Here is a 17,704-nt window from a genome sequence, read left to right on the forward strand (position 1 = left end):
CGACGTGGGCAAAACCATCCACCGCGCCCGGACCCAAGCCGACCTGCAGAAACCTGGAGGTTAAAAGGCAAGACTAGCCGCTGATCTGGCGGGATCGCGGCGTTCGAGGCGTCGGCTTCACCGGTGCGGAGGTGTGTGCCCGCGCCGGTCGCGGATGCCGATCACGGCTGCGGAAACCATCGCGGCCGTAGTGCCCAGACCTGCCAGCAGCATCATCGAGCCGACAGCATAGAGGCCGGTTGTGTCCGAGCGTGCCGCTTGAGCGGTCCATACTGCGGTGAACCCGAGAGTCAGGGCCGCCGACGCCGGCAACGCTCGCACGCCGACCAACTCAGCGACGACCAACAGGATCAGCAGCGAGATCCCGCAACCGGCGATCTGCCATACCTCGTACGGGCCGGTCGCGACGCCGGTAGCCGGATCAGCCTGATGCTCGCTATCCCAGCCCAGCCATGCGACCCACGCGAGTGCGGAGAGCGCCGCGACCAACGCAGTGCCAAACGCCTGAAACCGGGCTCTGTGCTTTGCACGCATCGATCGTCTCCCTGACTCAGTTAACTCCCCAGCCGCTGATCGTGCACACCGGCCCGCGACAGCCCTCACCTTGGGTAGTCAGACTGCGTGCCGTCGCCGACGGGCTGAACTGCCGAAAAGAGTGCATCCGATCATGGCCGATGTAGTGCGATGGAATAATTCAAGAATGGCTGCCGACTGACCTACTATTGGTCCTCTCTGCCGCTGACGCTACCGTCAAGTGACTTGCTGAATTAATTCCGCAAGTCCATGGGGACGACTTCGGCGGTTGCATCGTGCAATACGCTGTCAGCCAGATGTGATTTTCTTGCCGAAGTTTTTCAAGAGGGTTCGCTGGGCTACGCGCCCACCCTCGCTCCGCTTGCCGGTCCGGGTCCTCAGTCGCGGGGTGAGCGCGGATGGCGTCATCGAGCAAGCGGTGCCGGGTGTCGTGCTGCTGGGTTGGTTGAGGAACCTGCCCAAGACTTTGACGACCCGGAGGACCGGCTGGGTGATGTGTTGCGCGTAGGCGAGCCCGGCGGTCAGGTTGGCGTACTCGGCGGCCAACACGGCCGGGCCGTGGGCAGGTCGCGCAGCCGGTTACGCACGGAATAGGGCAGGATCGGGACGATCTGAACGAACTCGGCCAGGGCGGGGTGCGGGACGGCTAGGCCGACGCGATTCGTTCCGCGACGGCAGCGTTCAGCCGCTTGGCAACACACCACTGCATCTAAGGCCAGTCGGCTAACGGACTCGGTCCCTGTCTCGTCTCAGGTAGAGGTCCTGCGGCCCACCCACGTCCATTGACACTCCGTAGCGCTGACGTCACTCTTCATAAAGGAAGGCTGCGATCGATGCGAGGCCCCGGTGAGACACCTTCGAGCTTTGGCGGCGACGAGCGTGGGGCTCGTCGCGCTATCGGCGATGGCCGTGTTGGCCGAGCGGGTGGACCCTCCGCCGCCCGCCACTGCCCTGGTGACTCCGCCGGCCGATGACATCGTAGCGACCGAGACGGTCGACGGCCAAGCGGTCGGGGGCACCTTGGGGCAGGGCGGCGTCAGCACCGACGGCGCGGCGCGCTACACCATTCCCCTGTGGACGCCTCCAGGGCGGGCCGGGATCGAGCCAGGTCTCGCGCTCGCCTATTCGAGCCGGAGCGGCAACGGCATCGCCGGCATGGGCTGGCGGCTGACCGGCATTCCCCGGATCACCCGGTGCGTCCGGACGTACGCGCAGGACGGCGCGGCCGGTGGCATCGCGTTCGTCGACGGCGACAAGGGTGACCGGTACTGCCTGGACGGCGAGCGGCTGGTTGCGACCGGCGGCATCAACGGCGCAGTCAGCGCCTACGGCGGGGACGGCACGGAATACCGGCTGGAACGCGACCGCCACGTGAAGATCGTCTCGTACGCGCCAGACGCGCTGGGACCGACGTATTTCAAGGCCTATCTGCCCGACAGGCGGATCCTCACGCTGGGCGGCGGCGACGCGAACGCGATGGTGCAGGGCCACCGCGCCAAGGCCGACCAGAGCACCGGCTTCCCGGACCCGGTTCCGCAGAGCTGGCCGGTCGATTACACGCAGCAGGTGCGGTTCGGCTGGTCGTTGTCCCGGATGGAGGACCGGGCCGGCAACTATCTGACGACGGCCTATCAGCTGGACGCCTTCGAAAACCATGGCTACGAGCAGCTTCTCACCACGATCGCCTATACCGGGTCGACCAGCGCCGGCGCGGTGCCGGCGACGCGCGAGGTGCGCTTCAGATATGCCGACCGGCCCGACGCGATCGTGCAGTACGTCAGCGGCCTGCGCTTGGAGCAACGGCGACGGCTGGCCCGCGTCGAGATGCACTGGACGGGCCAACTGATGCGGTCCTACGCGCTCGCGTACGCCAACACGGGCTTCACCAAACGCAGCCTGCTGACCGGAATCCAGGAATGCGACGGCAGGGGCGCCTGCCTGGCGCCGACCTCCCTGCGGTGGTCGCCGGACGCGAGCGAGTCCTACATTGACGTCGACACCGGCATCGCGGTGACCCTGCTCGAAGCCGGGGACGATCGCAACCCGGTCCTACAGACCGCCGATCTGGACGCCGACGGGCGCGACGACATCTGGTACCGCGACGCGAGCGTCAGCGGCGGTAGCCAGGGCCATTGCCACCTGCCGGCTTCCGGCGGCGAGGTGATCGGGTGCCGGCATCTGCCCTTCAACTGCGTCGATCCGGGGGATGGCTCGGTCCAGTCCGACGGCCGGGTCATTGACGTCACCGGGGACAGCCGGGCCGACCTGCTCTTCCTCGAGCGCGACAAGTGCGACAACAACCCGGCGACGCCGGCCGAGTTCCTCAACCGGACCTACCTGAACACCCCGCTCGGCACGGTCGCGATGAATGACACGGTCGAGCAGTTCCGGCCGTACACCCGCGAACCGTACGTGCTCGACATGAACGGCGACGGCCTGCCTGAAATGGTCTCTGCCGACTTCGCCGGGTACCGGCTGAACGCCGGCGGCCGGCCGGCCGACTATCTCCGGACCGGCGCCCCGGCCGGCTTCAGCCGCAACACCAAGGGCATCGCCATCGATCTCGACGGGAGCGGCCGGGCTTCGCTACTCGCCCCGTTCGGTTGCGGCTTCGCCTGCGGCGGCGGGCACGCCGCGATCACGCTGGACGCGGACGGCCCGGTGGTCCGGTCGACCAACATCGTGTCCGATAGGGTTGGCTACGCCCGGCCGATTTTCCTGGACGTCAACGGGGACGGCCTGGCGGACTGGGTTTCGGAGGGACAGACCCAGGGCTACCTCAACGTCTCCATCAACACCGGGAACGGCTTCCTGCTGCCTGAGAAGTGGACGATTCCCGCTCCGTACAGCTTCGCCCCGGGCGTCAATCCGTTCTTCGCGTCGGCGAACGGCCCAGTGCTCTACAACCCGCAGGCCGACGTCGGCGCCCGGGTAACCGACTTCAACGGCGACGGGCGCCAGGATCTCCTGCTGCTCAGCGGCTCCGGGCACCCCAACTTCCCGCTGAGCACGCCGGCCGTCCTGCTTTCCACCGGCACCGGGTTCCAGCCGTTGTCGCTGACGCCGGCGATCCCGGTGGGTGACAACGTCAACAGCGCGGGCAATCAGCCACAGTCCGTCCGCGGATGGCGGCTCTCCAAGGTACTGGACGCGAACGGCGACGGTCTCGACGACTTCGTCCAGCCCACCCGCGGAAACTTCCATGTCTATCTGCGCAGCCCCGGCTGCACCTCGGGCTCCGATCCCGTCTGCGTGAAGGAGGATCTGCTCCTCGGAATCACCGACGGCCGCGGCGTCACCAACAGCTTCACCTATCGTCCGGTGAGCGACCCGGATGTCTACACTCGCGGCACCGGCTGCGAGTACCCGCAAACGTGCGCCCTTCGCGGCGGCTGGGTCGTTGCCCGGCACGAGATCAAGGCGCCGGGGACGTCGAGCCGCACCAGCAAGCGCTATCAGTACGCGGATGCCCGGAGCGACCTGCGCGGGCGCGGCTGGCTCGGCTTCGGCCGACGCACCGAGATCGACGACGTCACCGGCCGGAAGACCAGCACCGTCTTCGACAACACGACCCGCGTCGGCACCTTCTATCCGTGCGCCGGGATGCCCGTCACCGAGACGGCGGAGGTGACCGCCGGCGGGAGGTTGTATCGCTCGGTCACCACGACCAGCTGCCGCCCCGTCGTTCAGAACAAGACGTATTTCCCATACGCCGACAAGCGCACTGTGCGGGACTTCGAAGGACCGACCCTGCTCCGCCAGGTCGACAGTCGCCAGGTACAGGACGACTTCGGCAACGTCACCGAGACCGAACGGCTCGTCTACACCGTGCGCGCCGGGGCACCGGCCGGCCGACCCGAGAGCCGCCGGATCAGCACCGCATACGACAACTTCGACGCCTCTTGGATCGTCGGCCAGATGCGGCACCGGACCGACACGAGCACTACCCGGGCCGGCCGCGCGGAGTCCCGGACGACCGACTACGACTACAACCCCGACACAGCGATGCTGACCAGGGTGGTGGACGAGCCCGGCGACCTCGGCGTCGAGACCGTCCTCGAGCGCGACGCGTACGGGCTCGTGACCGCGATTACGTCGACCGGGTCGGGGCAGACCCGGACCCAGACGATCACCTACGACACCGCGGAGCACCTGTACCCGGTGGACGTGGCGAACGCGGCCGGACACCACACGCTCCTCGTGCACCACGGCGGCCTCGGCGTGATCACCCAGGCGACCGACCCCAACAACGTGCGGACGCAGTTCCATTACGACGGCCTCGGGCGCCAGCGCTACCTCGACGTCCCCGACAACGGCGACGTGTCGACGAGTTATCTGGCCGACGCGGCGGGCCTGCCGACCGTGACGGTGGCGGCCACCGGCGGCCGGACCACCGTCTTCCGGCAGGACCCATACGGCCGGGTCACCAGCAGGCAATGGCAGGACTTCGCAGGCGCGACCGTGCTGACTGAGACGGCCTACGACGAGGCCGGGCGGGTCGCCTCCGCCGCTCTGCCGCACAAGGCCGGCGATCCGGTGGTGTCGCGGCGCTACGAATACGACGACCTGGACCGGCTGGTGGCGCTCGCCAATCCGGACGGGACCTCGCGGATCTGGGCGTATCAGGGCCTGCAGACGACCCAGCGGGACGAGAAGGGCAACCAGCGAGTCGTGCTGGAGGACGAGTCCGGCCGCCTCGCCTCCGTCACCGACGCCACGCTGCGCACGTCGTACGCGTACGGGACGTTCGACGAGCTCCAGGAGATCATCGGGCCGGACGGAGCCACGGTCACGATGGCCTACGACCGGCTCGGCCGGCGCACGGCGCTGACCGACCCCGACTCCGGCACGCACGAGACCAGCTACAACGCCTTCGGTGAGGTCATGCGCGAGTCCGACGCGACCGGCAAGCCCACCACGTACGAGCGTGACGTGCTGGGCCGGGCCACGACGATGACGACGGCCGGCGGCACCACGACGTTCACCTGGGATACCGCGCCGCACGGCCTGGGCCTGCCGGCGGCGGCGCGCAGCACAGACAACGTCACCACGGCCTACACCTATGACGCGCTCTCCCGCCCGAGCCGCACGGTCACGACGGTCGCCGGCGAGTCGTACGCCATCGGGATGTCCTACACCCCGGACGGCCGGATCGACGTGCTCAGCTATCCCGTCGTGCCCGGCCGAGCTCCGCTGCAGGTGAAGTACGTCTATACCGCGCAGGGTGAGCTCCGCGGCGTGCAGGACGTGGCCACCAAGCGGCAGTACTGGACCGCGTGGGCCCGCAACGTGTTCGGGCAACCGACCGCCGAGGTGCTCGGCAACGGGGTCACCACCACGAGGAGCTTCGACGACGTGGGGCGCCTGCGCACCGTCGACGCGGCGGCCACCGGCGCCGGCGTAGTGCAGAGCCTGGAGTACGGATACGAGGAGAACGGCAACATCCGGCTCCGGCAGGACCACGTGCTCGGGCTCAGCGACGAGTTCAAGTACGACGCCGCCGACCGGCTCACCGGCTGGGACCAGGGCGCCACCAACGCGAACAAGACCACGACGACCTGGACGTACGGGCCCGGCGGCAACGTACTCACCGAGACGAAAGCGGGAACCACCACCCACACGTACGGGGAAAACGGGGCCGGGCCGCACGCGGTCACCACCACGAAGAGCGGAAACACGACCACCCGGTACGCGTACGACGCCGTTGGTAACCAGCGGACCGGCCCGAACCGCGCCGTGGACTACACCGCGTTCGACCTGCCGTCGAGGATCCGGACCACGAGCGGCGACGTCCGATTCTCGTACGACGCGTTCCACCGCCGCGTCCGCAAGGCGCGCGGCAACGAGTCCACCGTCTCGATCGGCGGCCTCTACGAGAAGCGGGCCGCCGCCGGCCGGATCACCCACGTCTTTTCGATCGTGGCCGATCGGCCGATCGCCCAGGTCAGCTGGGCGGTGGCTGCCCCGGATCGCACGGTCTACCTGCACGACGACGCGCTCGGATCGGTGGACACGCTATCCGACGCGTCCGGCCGTGTCGTGGCGCATCTCCGCTACACGCCGTTCGGCACCCGGTCGGTGGCGCAGGCCTCGGTGCCGGCCGCGGACGTACTGCGCGACATCCGGCGGGGCTTCACCGGTCATCAGCACGACGAGGACATCAACCTGATCAACATGGGTGCCCGGCTGTTCGACCCGTCGGCCAAGCGGTTCCTCACGCCGGACCCCTTGCTGACGGCCACCGGGAGCAGCGAGGCGCTCAACCCGTACAGCTATGGGCTGAACAACCCCACGACCGTCACCGATCCGACCGGCATGGAGGCCGACGACGGCAGCACGGTCACTTTCACCGACGACGAGAGCGCCGCCGCGGGCGGCCACATCACCGGCCACGTCGCGCCCGGCAAGACCTCTGGCCCGCCGCCGTCGGATCCCACCGGATCGTCCGGTTCGGTCTGCCCAGGAACCTGCGGCGGTGGCGCGGACGGCGGGATCGGCGTCGTCGCCCCGCGGGTCGCCGACGATATCGGCGCCCGGCCGGTCAGCAAGCCGCAGAACCTCGGCGAGTTCCTCGCCCTCCCGATCCAGGACCAGGCGCGCCTGCTCCGCAGCGAGGGCATCCCAGTGACGGAGATCAACAATCAGTCGGTCGCGCCGGCCCGGCCGATGACCGACGCCGAACTCGACGAGATCACCATCCAGCTGGAGATCACCTCCATCAACGGCGTCCTGACCGCGCTCGCACCGGTACAGAGCTGGGCCATGCGACCCGCGCTGGGCGCGTTGTCGGCGGCGAGCCGGGCCACCGGCACCGCGGCCGCCGAGGGCGCGACCGCCACCGCGCAGGCCACCGAGACCACTGCACTGCGCCTGGTGGTCGGCGGCGGCCGCACCTCGGGCGGCGGCGCCGAGGTGGCCGGCGACGTTTCTCTCAACATCGCCCGGGACGCGAGCCCCCGGATCGTCGGAAACGTAGCCAACATCCCGTTCCGCGCGGGCACCTTCAAATCCCTCTTCTTCGAGCGGATGCCATACGACGCCTTCACCGGCGAGAAGATCGGCGCACTGCGGCAGGCGGCCCGGGTGCTGCAGCCCGGCGGCCAGCTCACCATCGAGACCGGCAGCGAGGCGCCGGCCGGTGAGATCGTCGCAGAGTTGCAGCGGCTCGGCTTCACCAACATCTTCAAGCAAGAGGAGGCGGCGCTCTATATCAGCGCCACGCTAGGGTCGTTCTGATGAGCCGTACGGTCGCCTACCTGCGATGCAACAGCGGCCACTACTTCGACGGCTCGGTGTGCCCGTTCGACGGCTGGACCGCGACCGGGTGTGCCGAGTTCCCGCTGGCCGTCGCCCGCCTTGATCAGCGCGGCCTGGCGCCATCCCGCGCGCTGCTGGCTGCCGAGGGTCTGCCCGATGCGGTGCTCTCGCGAATTCTCGTGATGGAGTTCCCGGACGACTGCGCGGTGTTCGAGGCCATGAATCCCGCCGGCTACATCGTCGGCGGCCGGTGGACGCCGCTGGTCAACGCCCCGCCTGGGCTGCGCTAGGAGCGCCGCAACGCCAACCGGATTTCCACCGATCAGGTACCGGGCGCGACACCTGATATGTGTCCACCTTTTCTCCACGAGCGCCAGTATCCGGCGCGGTGCGCCGCAGGAAATTCGGCATCCTCTTCGGCCGCCGAGAATGCGCGGTGTTCACAGCCGTTATAGCCCACGCCGGGCAGGCGGTTGCGGGTACAGCGCCAGCCCGGAGTTCAGCGGTCAGGGACCAGAGCGCTGGCCTCGGTGCCCGGATCCAGATCGTTGCAGCCTACGACAGAATGAGGCAGTGAGATCGCCACTTCCCACCCCGCCCGCCATCCCCGACGGAGCCGTCGCCGCACACCCGCAACCGGTACTTGCCGCACCGGGCGACCTCATCCTGCGCCCCTGGTAACCGTCCGACGCGCCCTTCTGCCTCGCCGCGTACCAGGACATGGCGATCCGGCACTGGCACACCCGCCAACCTCCATCCAAGGCGCAGGTCACGGACTGGTTCGAGCAATACCGGCAGGACTGGTCGCAGGAACAAGGCGCCAGCTGGGCGGCGACGCGCGCCGGCGGTGAGGTGCTCGGACGGGTCGCCATCGGAAGCCTGAATCTCGACGACGGCGTCGCGGGATGCGGTTACTGGGTGCTGCCCGCTCGTGGGGCCGGAGTCGCTGCCCGCGCTCTGATCGCCGTCAATGTCTGGGCGCTCGGCGTCGCCGGCTTCCACCGTCTGCACCTGAGCCTCGACACGCAATGACGCCTCTTGCCGGGTCGCCGTCAAAGCCATATTCAAGCTGGAAGGCACTAAACGAAGCGAAGCCGTCCACACCGAAGTCGTCACGACATGCACCTGCACGCCCGCATCCGCAGCGACGAGTCAGCCCCGTGACACCGATCCACGAATCGGTTCGCAGCGTTCGGAGTTCTTCCGGCCAACCAAGATCAACCTCATTCACATGCCGCGGATAACGCGCGATCTCGCCGCCGCACGCAGGCGGTCTACCTGCGTCGGTAGCGGCCGGCCGACACTCGTTCCAGGTCGTCGTAGGTGCTGGCGTGGTTGTCAGGGGCGTTGGAGCACATTCGGCTGATGACATGGGTTCGTATCGTGGACTCCGCAAGATCGGTTCCGCGCCGGCGTAGCTCGACTACGACGTCTTGAGGGCTGAACGAGCCGTCCGCGGTTCGGGCCTCGATGCGGGGCAACGCAGCAAGAATTTCATCTCTCGCGGTCATGATTTCTATCTTGACCTCCAAGCTACTTGCCGTCGTTCCGTCGAACGTCCCTTCTATCGCAGAGCGTGCGCGCCAGTCTGCCGGGCTCGGCTCAGGTCGAGTGGCATCGACGCGAGCCGCTCCACCGGCACGCTCGCAGCCCAATTGAGAGGGTCTCCGCTGGTCGCCTCGACCATGCCTGGCCGGCCACGGTCGTGCCATTGGAGGTAAGCAACTGTGAGGGTGCTCCGCGAAACGCGGATGTCAGCCGTATCCAGGCTCGGTTGGCCTGGTGGCGAACGCCGCCCGGAGGGCGATGATCGACGTCCGGCGACGGCAGCATCGTGCTCAACTGCCCTCGGGTCCGCCGATGTCACCGGCCGCCCGATGGTCTTGGAAGAGGGTCCGGAGGTCCGTCTGAGAGGGCTAGGCTTGATCAGCGCACGTGAAATCGCGGGCCGCACGGGCAATCGGTTCTTGTTTGGCCCTGACGTGTACTGGGATGCGGATGGGACTGCCGAGGTGCATGAATGGGGGATGCCACTAAATGTTCCGTGTACCCGCTGATCCAGCAAGCCCGACCTTCGACGAGACTTTCAGGGTCGGCTTCGGTCGCTGGCTCGCCAGCTCGGCCTCTGATCGCCATGAGTGGATGCGCCGCCGCAATGCTGCCGCCAAGCTCGCCGGGCGCAACCAACGGCAGGGCATCGCGGAACGGTTTCCCGGGCCTGAGTTGCCCCAGGAACATCACGAGGCACAGCGACAAGCGCCCCGAGCTGCGCCGGTCGACCCGACAATGCGCACGCTGGGCCGGCTCGCTCGGGTCGAACTATGGCTCGCGTCCATTCAGCTTGTGGCGTTGTTGCTTCCGCTGGCGATCGTGCTTGTGATCGTCGTGGCCCTTCTGTGGTTCGTCGTGTTCTAGAGATCGCCACCTGTGGCCGACCGCGTGAGGCTAGAGGATTCGCCCAGTGTCGGTATGCGGCGTGTGGCTCGACGCTTTCTATCAAGCTGCCATCGCGCCTTCTCACACCGCACTCACATGCCGCTGATCGTGCGCGGTGGCCGGCGCGGCAGTCACCGCACGTGGCGGCTGGGCCAATGATCGCGTGTGTGACTTTGCCGAGATAGCGCGTGGAGAGGGCGTCCGGGGTTACCCAGTTCTCGTGGCTTCCTCCGGGGAGTACGGGCCTTCGCGCAGCGCATGAGCTAGGCGATTGAGCAACTCGGCCACGGTGAAATCCCAGCCGACCAACCGAGAACCGGTCCAGTCGATCCCACCCGGTAGCCCTCGTCGGCCAGCACCGGGAGGTCGTCACTTCTAAATGTCTCTAGACAGACGGATACGGGACGAGGTCGGGGCCCCAGATGTAGGCTGCCCGCTGAGCGCGGGTCTGGGATGACCAGTACGGTATCGCTCGACTACCGCTGGAGGTCTCGGACGCGGGACTTCCTTGATCATCACGCACGTACCAGACGGTGCGGTGCCGAGATCTCCCGGAAGAATGCAGCCGCCTTGCTGCCGCTCTGGCTCACGATCAGGACGCTGGCAGCGTGAGATCCTTGGCAGTGGCCTGCCTTGCGGCTGTACGCAAGCGTCCGAAACTGCCGCGGAGCGCGCATGCTCGGCCGTATCGCCGTCGCGCAAACAGTCGACGTCGCAGTACGGTCCGCACGTGGAGAGCACCCGACTGCGCGTCGACCGGATCGACGTTTGGCAGACCGACAACGAGCACACGCTGAGCCTCGGCGTCGCGGGCGTCCACGTCATGTTGATCCGCCTCCGCTATGACGGCTGGGTGGACGAGGTGATCAACGGCACCGGCGCGGTCGCGGCGGGTCCGGGCGCATGGACCCTCATCGGCCACGAGCTCTCCCTGGAGTTCGGCCCACGGGCAGCCGCGACCCTTGGCTTTCCATGCGACTGCCGGCTGCATTTGGACGTGGACGACGATGCGGTCCAGCATGTCCGGGCCGCACTACTGGAAATTCTGGATTGCGCGTGTTTTGTGGTCGACCCTGCCGAGGGCCGGGTGACCAGCTAGTCTCCTCGGTCGACCCCGCATTCAGATCGCCTCCCGGTGTGCTACAGAACGCGATCAACCGGCGGCGTCGACGCACGTACTCCGGATTGCCAACATGCTGCTGGACAGCGCTGACGGCCGTCAGTTGTGCTTCACCGTGAGGCCGGGATGTCGGCGAACGTCGCGGGCACGGTCAGGGTTCGGGCCCTCGCCGGTGGCCAGAAAGTGACGAATGCCCGGCCCACCAGGCGGTCCTCCGGGACGGTTCCGTTCGCGGCGGCGAGGTGGGCACGCGAGTCGCCCGAGTCGCTGCGATGGTCACCGAGGACGAAGACGCTGTCCGCGCCGACGGTCACGGCGAAGGGTTCGTTGGACGGGACGTCCCCGGGGAACAGGTAGTCCTCGTCGAGAGCCTGCTCGTTGACGGTGAGCCGCTGGTTTTGATCGCAGCAGACCACGCGGTCGCCGGCCACGCCGATGATCCGCTTGATGTAGTTCTCGCCGGGAGCAGCCGACCATTCCGCCGGTGGTGCGAAGACCACGATCTCTCCGCGCTCGGGTGGCTGGAACCAGTAGGCGGTCTTGTTGACGAGAACCTTGTCGTCGCGAAGCAGGGTCCGCTCCATGGACGGCGACGGAATATAGAACGTCTGGAGGAGAAACGCTCGAACCGTGCCGGCGACCACCACGGCCACGACGATCAGGACGAGGAACTCGATCAAGCGCGCTCGGCTGGTCTTGGGGGCATCGGTGTTTGCGGACACCCACGGCACACTACAAACAGGGTCCAAACCCGGTGATAGGTCTGACTTCGTTCGGGGTCAACCGAACGTAGGTGCCGACAATTACTCGAGACTTGCCACGATGGCCTGGTCGCCGAAATACGCGCCGGCAGTGGAGGAAAATGTGAATCGTGTAACGTGTCCTTTGCGAATCGGGGCCGTGGCCATGGCCGCGGTGCCGCTCCTGGCCTTGTCTCCCGCACCTGCGAATGCAGCAGACTCCTCACTCACCCAGACCTGGGGGTCCGCAACAGTCAGTGCCACGGCGGAAGCGCGGCCGGGTTTCATGCAGGGCTACGAAGTGTCGATGTCGGCCCAGGTGACCGATCACCTGAAGAATGACAAATGCGTTTACGTGGAATACCGGATCATCACGGCGTACGGTCACGACGCCGATTCGGCGATCGCCACTGCATGCAACCGGCAGACGGTGGAGCGCAGCAAGACCGTCGTCGTCGGTAACAACGCGTTCGGGCCGAAGGGCATCCCCAACGCCGTCGAATTCAAGATGTGTCACGCCGTATGGGGTGTTGATCCCTGCGTCAAATCAAAAGTGATTCTCTAGCGGTTCGCGAGATCCAGCGCCTTGTACGAGGCGCTGGACAAAAGATCGCGGACGGCTCACGAAGCCGGGTGCAGCCGGGCTGCCGCGGTGTCGCTCTACGCAAGCGCGAGAGATGATGGTGGTTGGTGTCGCCCCTTGTTCGTGTCCGGAGCCTGGGCTTGATCGTCGGCCGGCATCGTGGAGCGGGTGACACACGCACTGTCATGCCGCCGTCCGTGCGCGCTGCCCTGTCGTAGAATCGTTCACCTGCCCCTTCGTTGAGAGCCGGGTCGCCGGCCGCTACGCGCGGGCCCAGAGCTGCGGGATCGGCCCGGCTGATCAGCGGGGCCGTCGACGGCACCGGGGTTGGAGAACGACACCGAAGGCGCTGCAGGCCGGGAAGATGTGGGTGGCGGCCATTGCGACGCCGCGATCTGCGCTCCGGTGACTGGCAGCGTGGGTGAGATCTGGTCGAGCAAGCGCTGCGCCAGAGTGGCGTCGATGTCGACGTCAGCGCTGATGCGCGCATCGGCGGCGGTCGCCAGGTCCACGACGTCGTCGCTGGTGAAGGCTTGAACTCCGAGAGTGCTCAGCCGTCGCGCGAACTCCTGCACATTGATCATCTGCAGCCTATCCTCGGATTGCTAATGACCCACCGTAACCCCCGCTCCGGTTGACTGTTCCGGCGCCCACCGCGCGGGCCACTGCGGCCAACGACGGCGGTGCCGGAACTGCGCCAGATGCTCGGCGATCCGCAACTCTTCGGTGCAGGGCGGCCATCTGGGCGTCGACCTCGGAGTGCCCGGTTCGGTACTGCTCAAATCGGCGCGTGGTGATCGAGCCGAGTGCCACCGCATTGGTGCGAATGCCGGCTGGCCCGTGGTCGACTGCGACCGCGCGGGTCAAGCCCTCTACTGCCGCCTTCGCGGTTGCGTAGGGCAGGGCTCCGCGGACGGGGCGTTGGGCCTGGTGGGAGGAGACGTTGACGATGGCGCCGACTCGGTGGTGTACCAGGAAGTGGTTGACCGCGGTGTGGCAGCCGGTGAGTGCCAGCGCCAGATTCGCGGTGATGAGGTCCAGGATCTCGGTAGCCGAGGCGTCAACGAGGTCGGCGTCGCGGAAGATCGCCGCGTTGTTGACCCATCCGGTCAGAGGACCGGTGGCCTCGGCTGTCGTTGCCGCTCGTTGTGCGGTCCTGGGGTCGCGGGCGTCGCCGACGACGTCGCATCGCTGGAGCGGCGTTGCGCTTCCCAGCCACGGCGCAGGGGGTGGCGGCCAGAGCGGAGGCCCTCTCGTTGCTGGTCAAGCCACATTTCCAGTTCGCTGACGGCTGTGTCATGGGGACACTCGGTGGTGTCGATGACATGGGTCTGCCACCGAGGGTCCTCGGCGGCCCACGACGACCAGCGGTGCCATGCCATGGCTGATGCGCTGTTTGCGGTGATGACCTCGGGCCGGTGGCGGGGATCGCGAGCGTGTCCGCGGTGCCAGGCCGCCCAGCTGTTGAAACGGTCAACCTCGTGTTCCGGCCAGCGGTCCGCATCGCGTTGCCTGAGCCGGCGTCGGCGCTCTTCGTCGGCGACGTCGATCAGGCATACCGCGATGGCGTTCAGCAGCGGCGCCGACGGGGCGGCCAGGATCTCGCCGAGTGGGGCTTGACCGGTCAGTAGGAGGTCGACCTGGTCGGTCTGGTAGTCGAGCGCGCGGCGGATCCACTCCTCGGTGTTGTGGTTGCGCCAGTGCGGGGACGGGTTGCGCGGAACGCCGCTCTCGTCGCTGTCGTGAACGGCCAGTCGATCGCATCGCTCGGCGACGGCGAACGCGAGGGTGGACTTGCCTGAACAGCTCGACCCGGTCAGCACCAGCAGCATCCGCGAACAATGTCAGACGCGCGCCAGGGGTTGCCAGCGATTTGATGGCCTTGATCGAGTTGTCAAGCCAGATGGTGATTGAGGCTCGCCGGCGTTTCAGGGCTCTCATGGCTTCCAGCGCCGCTGTCCAGCAGGGTCAGCGGTGCGGCGCGTGGACGATCTTGTCGGGTGCGATGGTCAAGATGAGGCGCACCTGGTCGCGGCCTCCGAACCATGGGTAGGGCCGGCCGAGGTACTTGTGTGCCAGCTCGTCGATGTGGTCAGCGCCGCTTTTCGAGGCCACGTCGATGACACGACCTTTCACCGAGTAGTAGTCGGTCACATCGTCCGGGTCGGTCACGATGACCGAGACGCGCGGGTCCCGTTCGACGTTGCGTACCTTGCGGAAGCCCTCCACCGTGTTGATCAGGATGTGGTCGCCATCCGTGTCGACCCATGTCTCGGTCAGCTGGGGGCGAACCGTCTGGATCCACGGTCGCGATGAAACATGGGCTCGGGCGGCGCAGGAGAGCGAGCAGCCCTTCGGGCAAGGTCATCATTGATCAAACGTACGCCGCTCGTCCGGGTGACCTGCCTCAGCGCTGATCTGGCCGCGATTCGTGCGCTGGTTGAGTGGTGATGCGTGGTCGTCAACCCGTTCACCATCCGATGCCGGTGGGCGGAAAGGGGCGTTCACTGCTCGCTTCCGGTCCCCGGCTGCCGCAGGGCGAGGGTGGCGTGAACTTGGGCGAGTTGCGTGGTGGCGGTGAGCATCGCGAGGTCGGCGCCGGGAACGTACGGTTCGTCGGAGTGGTCGTCTTCGTTGATGTTGGTGTGGTAGTCGACCAGGCAGATCTGATAGAGGCGTTCGGCTTCGGCGGTGAGTTCGGCGGCGCGGGCAGCGTGCTCGTCAGCAGTCATGCCGATCATGGTGTCATCCCGGCTCGGCGCAGCCTGGCGACGGCAACAGGCGGATCGTCGGTTGCCGGCGCCCTGGCCAGGCCGCAGCAGGCTGTTCCGCTGCGGCCGGCGCCCCGCGGAAGGCCGGTCACCCGGTCCGGGGGTCGTGTTGGAGCATGGGTGCGAGGAACCGGCGGGCCACGGTGCTGAGCTGTTCGGTGTCGTCGAGGTCGACGACGAAGCTCGGAGTGACCAGGAAAGAGCAGGACAGCCGTGTCATCAGCTCGGCTACGAGTTCGACGTCGACGCGGCCCGAGATGTGGCCGGCGTGCTGTTCCTTGCGGAGTTGCCCGGCGACGAACCGTTGCACGGTGGCGAGCATCAGCCCCCCGTCGCCGACCAACGAGGGGATGACCACGTCGGGTTCGGCAGTCATCAGGCCGCCGATGAGCTGGTTGTGCCGCAAGGCCTGTAAGGAGCTGACGAAGCCCAGCACGACCCGGTCGGCGGCGGTGCCGGCGGTCTGGATGTCGACGGGGAACTGGTCGAAGTAGCGGCGGAACTCGCGCCGGATCACGTGCTTGACCAGGGCGTCCTTGGTGGCGAACCGGCGGTAGGCGGTGATCCTGGAGACGCCTGCGCGGCGGGCCACATCCTCCATGGTGGAGCGGCGGATGCCCATGCGGCAGAACTGGGCGTGTGCGGCGTCGAGCAGGCGCGTGGTGACCTCGTCGTTGTCATCGGTGAGACCGGCGTCCGGGCCGGCCCCTTCGATTGCCTCGAGGATGGCGCGCCCCAGCAGCGAATCCGAGCCCGGGACGGTGCCGGGTGCGGGTGGCGATGGATCGGTCGGTGGCCTGCCCATGCTCGCCCCTCCCGTGAGTCACATTGACACTATTTGTATCACGATACCAACCGCGGAAGCGGAACCAGCGGCGCGTCTGGCCTGCTCGCACGGGCCGAGCCGCAGGCACGGATCGATGGATATCGCATCGAGGCTTGTGGCTGCCGTAATGCTGTGGTCCTATCCCTGATACATCAAAGCAATGTTTGTTTCACCGTATCAACGGGCTTTCGGTGTCGACGGAGGAGAGCGAAGCGTGAAACCTCTCAGCAGGCGAAACATGTTGAAGGCGGGCGGCGCGCTGGGTGCGATCGGCGCGCTGAGCGCCGCCGCCCCGGCCCAGGCCTGGACGTGGTCGGCAGCGGGATCAGTGGCCGGGGCCGGCGCGGGCGCCGACCCCCGGTGGGTGTGGGATCCGGAGGCCGACCCGCTGGTCGCCTCGATCATCGGCCGCGGCGACGTGCCCCAGGTCAACACGCTGCTGCGGACCTGGAAGAAGAACGGGCAGCCGCTGCCGGACGGGTTACCGGCCGACCTGCGGGACTTCATGGAGTACGCCCGGCGACTGCCGTCCTGGGCCGACCAGGACAAGCTCGCCACCGCGGTGGAGTTCAACGAGAAGCGCGGGCTCTACCTCGGCGTCCTCTACGGGCTGGCCAGCGGCATGATGAGCACCGTCATCCCGAAGGAGGCCCTCGCCGTCTACTACTCCCGCGGCGGCGCGGACATGAAGGACCGCATTTCCAAGACCGCCAAGCTGGGGTACGACATCGGCTCCGTCAACGCCTACCAGCCCGACGGCGAGATGATCGTGACCGCCGTGAAGACCCGTCTCGTACACGCCGCGGTGCGTCACCTCCTGCCGCAGTCCCCGCAGTGGACAGGCGCTGCCGACGAGGACATCCCGATCAGTCAGCGGGACATCATGGTCACCTGGCACAGCCTGCCGACGACCGTGATGCGCAAGCTCACCGACTGGAAGGTGCCGATCCCGGCGGCCGAGTCCGCGGCGTTCCTGCACTCGTGGCAGGTCGGCGCGTACCTGCTCGGCGTGCGCGAGGAGTACATCCCGGCGTCATGGGCGGAGGCGAACGCGCAGGCCGTGCAGGTTCTCGACCCGGTGCTGACGCCGACACCCGAGGGCGTCGAGCTGGCCGACATCCTGCTGCACCTCGGCGCCTCGGTCGACGCCGGCCTGCTCAGCAAACCGATCCTCGGCGCGTTCACCCGCTTCATGCTCGGCGACAAGATCGCCGGATGGCTGGAGATCCCGCGTGAACCGGTGTGGGATCCGCTGCTGCGCACTGCCTGGGGACCCTTTGTCGCCGTACGCGAAGGATTGTTGCCTTTCCCTCTTGCGCCGAAGGCGTATTGGCTCTTCGACGAGTTCCTGCGCAAGGCGGCCCTGCTGTTCCTGTCCGGGGCACGGCCGATCAGCATCGAGATCCCCGACACCAACCGCCCGTCATGACAACCGAG

Annotated in this window: 14 protein-coding genes and 1 pseudogene; 8 read left to right on the plus strand and 7 right to left on the minus strand. The window is 67.4% G+C overall.

The window, feature by feature from the left end:
- Window positions 1-117 precede the first annotated feature (117 nt).
- Window positions 118-534: a hypothetical protein gene (locus ACFQV6_RS38490; RefSeq protein ID WP_378032642.1), complete on the minus strand. Its 417-nt coding sequence runs from the start codon at window positions 532-534 to the stop codon at window positions 118-120.
- Between the two features lie 903 nt (window positions 535-1,437).
- On the opposite strand from ACFQV6_RS38490, the gene ACFQV6_RS38495 reads away from it, so the two are divergent.
- The 5 genes and pseudogenes from ACFQV6_RS38495 to ACFQV6_RS38515 all read left to right on the plus strand — a co-directional run bounded on the left by ACFQV6_RS38495 (window position 1,438) and on the right by ACFQV6_RS38515 (window position 11,326).
- Window positions 1,438-7,770, plus strand: coding sequence for an RHS repeat-associated core domain-containing protein (locus tag ACFQV6_RS38495; RefSeq protein WP_378032643.1), 6,333 nt, complete (start codon window positions 1,438-1,440; stop codon window positions 7,768-7,770).
- Window positions 7,770-8,081, plus strand: a complete 312-nt coding sequence (locus ACFQV6_RS38500; protein WP_378032644.1) for a hypothetical protein — start codon at window positions 7,770-7,772, stop codon at window positions 8,079-8,081. Before ACFQV6_RS38495 ends, ACFQV6_RS38500 begins: the two co-directional genes overlap by 1 nt.
- Window positions 8,082-8,487: 406 nt before the next feature.
- A pseudogene (locus ACFQV6_RS38505) lies at window positions 8,488-8,823 on the plus strand (GNAT family N-acetyltransferase); the annotation flags it as partial.
- A gap of 1,005 nt (window positions 8,824-9,828) precedes the next feature.
- Window positions 9,829-10,206, plus strand: a complete 378-nt coding sequence (locus ACFQV6_RS38510) for a hypothetical protein (protein WP_378032645.1) — start codon at window positions 9,829-9,831, stop codon at window positions 10,204-10,206.
- A 751-nt stretch (window positions 10,207-10,957) separates the two neighbouring features.
- A complete protein-coding gene (locus ACFQV6_RS38515; RefSeq protein ID WP_378032646.1) occupies window positions 10,958-11,326 on the plus strand; it encodes a hypothetical protein in 369 nt (122 codons plus the stop codon).
- Between the two features lie 131 nt (window positions 11,327-11,457).
- Here ACFQV6_RS38515 and lepB read toward each other — a convergent pair whose 3' ends face one another.
- Window positions 11,458-12,078, minus strand: a complete 621-nt coding sequence (gene lepB, locus ACFQV6_RS38520) for a signal peptidase I (protein WP_378032647.1) — start codon at window positions 12,076-12,078, stop codon at window positions 11,458-11,460.
- A gap of 91 nt (window positions 12,079-12,169) precedes the next feature.
- Here lepB and ACFQV6_RS38525 point away from each other — a divergent pair, with 91 nt between their 5' ends.
- Both ACFQV6_RS38525 and ACFQV6_RS38530 read left to right on the plus strand, forming a co-directional pair.
- Window positions 12,170-12,652 carry a hypothetical protein gene (locus ACFQV6_RS38525; protein ID WP_378032648.1) on the plus strand — a complete coding sequence of 161 codons (483 nt, stop codon included), beginning with the start codon at window positions 12,170-12,172 and terminating at the stop codon, window positions 12,650-12,652.
- A 345-nt stretch (window positions 12,653-12,997) separates the two neighbouring features.
- Window positions 12,998-13,207, plus strand: coding sequence for a hypothetical protein (locus ACFQV6_RS38530; RefSeq protein ID WP_378032649.1), 210 nt, complete (start codon window positions 12,998-13,000; stop codon window positions 13,205-13,207).
- A 54-nt stretch (window positions 13,208-13,261) separates the two neighbouring features.
- Here ACFQV6_RS38530 and ACFQV6_RS38535 read toward each other — a convergent pair whose 3' ends face one another.
- The 5 genes from ACFQV6_RS38535 to ACFQV6_RS38555 form a co-directional block, all read right to left on the minus strand.
- On the minus strand, window positions 13,262-13,885 hold the full coding sequence (locus tag ACFQV6_RS38535) for an SDR family NAD(P)-dependent oxidoreductase (protein ID WP_378032702.1): 624 nt from the start codon (window positions 13,883-13,885) through the stop codon (window positions 13,262-13,264).
- On the minus strand, window positions 13,780-14,502 hold the full coding sequence (locus tag ACFQV6_RS38540; protein WP_378032650.1) for a hypothetical protein: 723 nt from the start codon (window positions 14,500-14,502) through the stop codon (window positions 13,780-13,782). Before ACFQV6_RS38540 ends, ACFQV6_RS38535 begins: the two co-directional genes overlap by 106 nt.
- Before the next feature lie 136 nt (window positions 14,503-14,638).
- Window positions 14,639-14,899, minus strand: a complete 261-nt coding sequence (locus ACFQV6_RS38545) for a hypothetical protein (RefSeq protein WP_378032651.1) — start codon at window positions 14,897-14,899, stop codon at window positions 14,639-14,641.
- A 275-nt stretch (window positions 14,900-15,174) separates the two neighbouring features.
- Window positions 15,175-15,402 carry a hypothetical protein gene (locus ACFQV6_RS38550; RefSeq protein WP_378032652.1) on the minus strand — a complete coding sequence of 76 codons (228 nt, stop codon included), beginning with the start codon at window positions 15,400-15,402 and terminating at the stop codon, window positions 15,175-15,177.
- Window positions 15,403-15,529: 127 nt separating this feature from the next.
- Window positions 15,530-16,246, minus strand: a complete 717-nt coding sequence (locus ACFQV6_RS38555) for a TetR/AcrR family transcriptional regulator (RefSeq protein ID WP_378032653.1) — start codon at window positions 16,244-16,246, stop codon at window positions 15,530-15,532.
- Window positions 16,247-16,481: 235 nt separating this feature from the next.
- On the opposite strand from ACFQV6_RS38555, the gene ACFQV6_RS38560 reads away from it, so the two are divergent.
- Window positions 16,482-17,696, plus strand: coding sequence for an oxygenase MpaB family protein (locus ACFQV6_RS38560; protein ID WP_378032654.1), 1,215 nt, complete (start codon window positions 16,482-16,484; stop codon window positions 17,694-17,696).
- The last annotated feature ends 8 nt before the right edge of the window (window positions 17,697-17,704 follow it).

It is taken from the genome of Actinoplanes sp. GCM10030250 (assembly GCF_042666575.1).
In the GTDB taxonomy this organism is placed as follows: Bacteria; Actinomycetota; Actinomycetes; order Mycobacteriales; family Micromonosporaceae; genus Actinoplanes.

Excerpts from the sequence above, each read along its gene's own strand:
- ACFQV6_RS38490 (WP_378032642.1), bottom strand. The coding sequence starts at position 534 with ATGCGTGCAAAGCACAGAGCCCGGTTTCAGGCGTTTGGCACTGCGTTG.
- ACFQV6_RS38495 (WP_378032643.1), top strand. The coding sequence starts at position 1,438 with ATGGCCGTGTTGGCCGAGCGGGTGGACCCTCCGCCGCCCGCCACTGCC.
- ACFQV6_RS38500 (WP_378032644.1), top strand. The coding sequence starts at position 7,770 with ATGAGCCGTACGGTCGCCTACCTGCGATGCAACAGCGGCCACTACTTC.
- ACFQV6_RS38510 (WP_378032645.1), top strand. The coding sequence starts at position 9,829 with ATGTTCCGTGTACCCGCTGATCCAGCAAGCCCGACCTTCGACGAGACT.
- ACFQV6_RS38525 (WP_378032648.1), top strand. The coding sequence starts at position 12,170 with ATGGCCTGGTCGCCGAAATACGCGCCGGCAGTGGAGGAAAATGTGAAT.
- ACFQV6_RS38540 (WP_378032650.1), bottom strand. The coding sequence starts at position 14,502 with ATGCTGCTGGTGCTGACCGGGTCGAGCTGTTCAGGCAAGTCCACCCTC.
- ACFQV6_RS38550 (WP_378032652.1), bottom strand. The coding sequence starts at position 15,402 with ATGACTGCTGACGAGCACGCTGCCCGCGCCGCCGAACTCACCGCCGAA.
- ACFQV6_RS38555 (WP_378032653.1), bottom strand. The coding sequence starts at position 16,246 with ATGGGCAGGCCACCGACCGATCCATCGCCACCCGCACCCGGCACCGTC.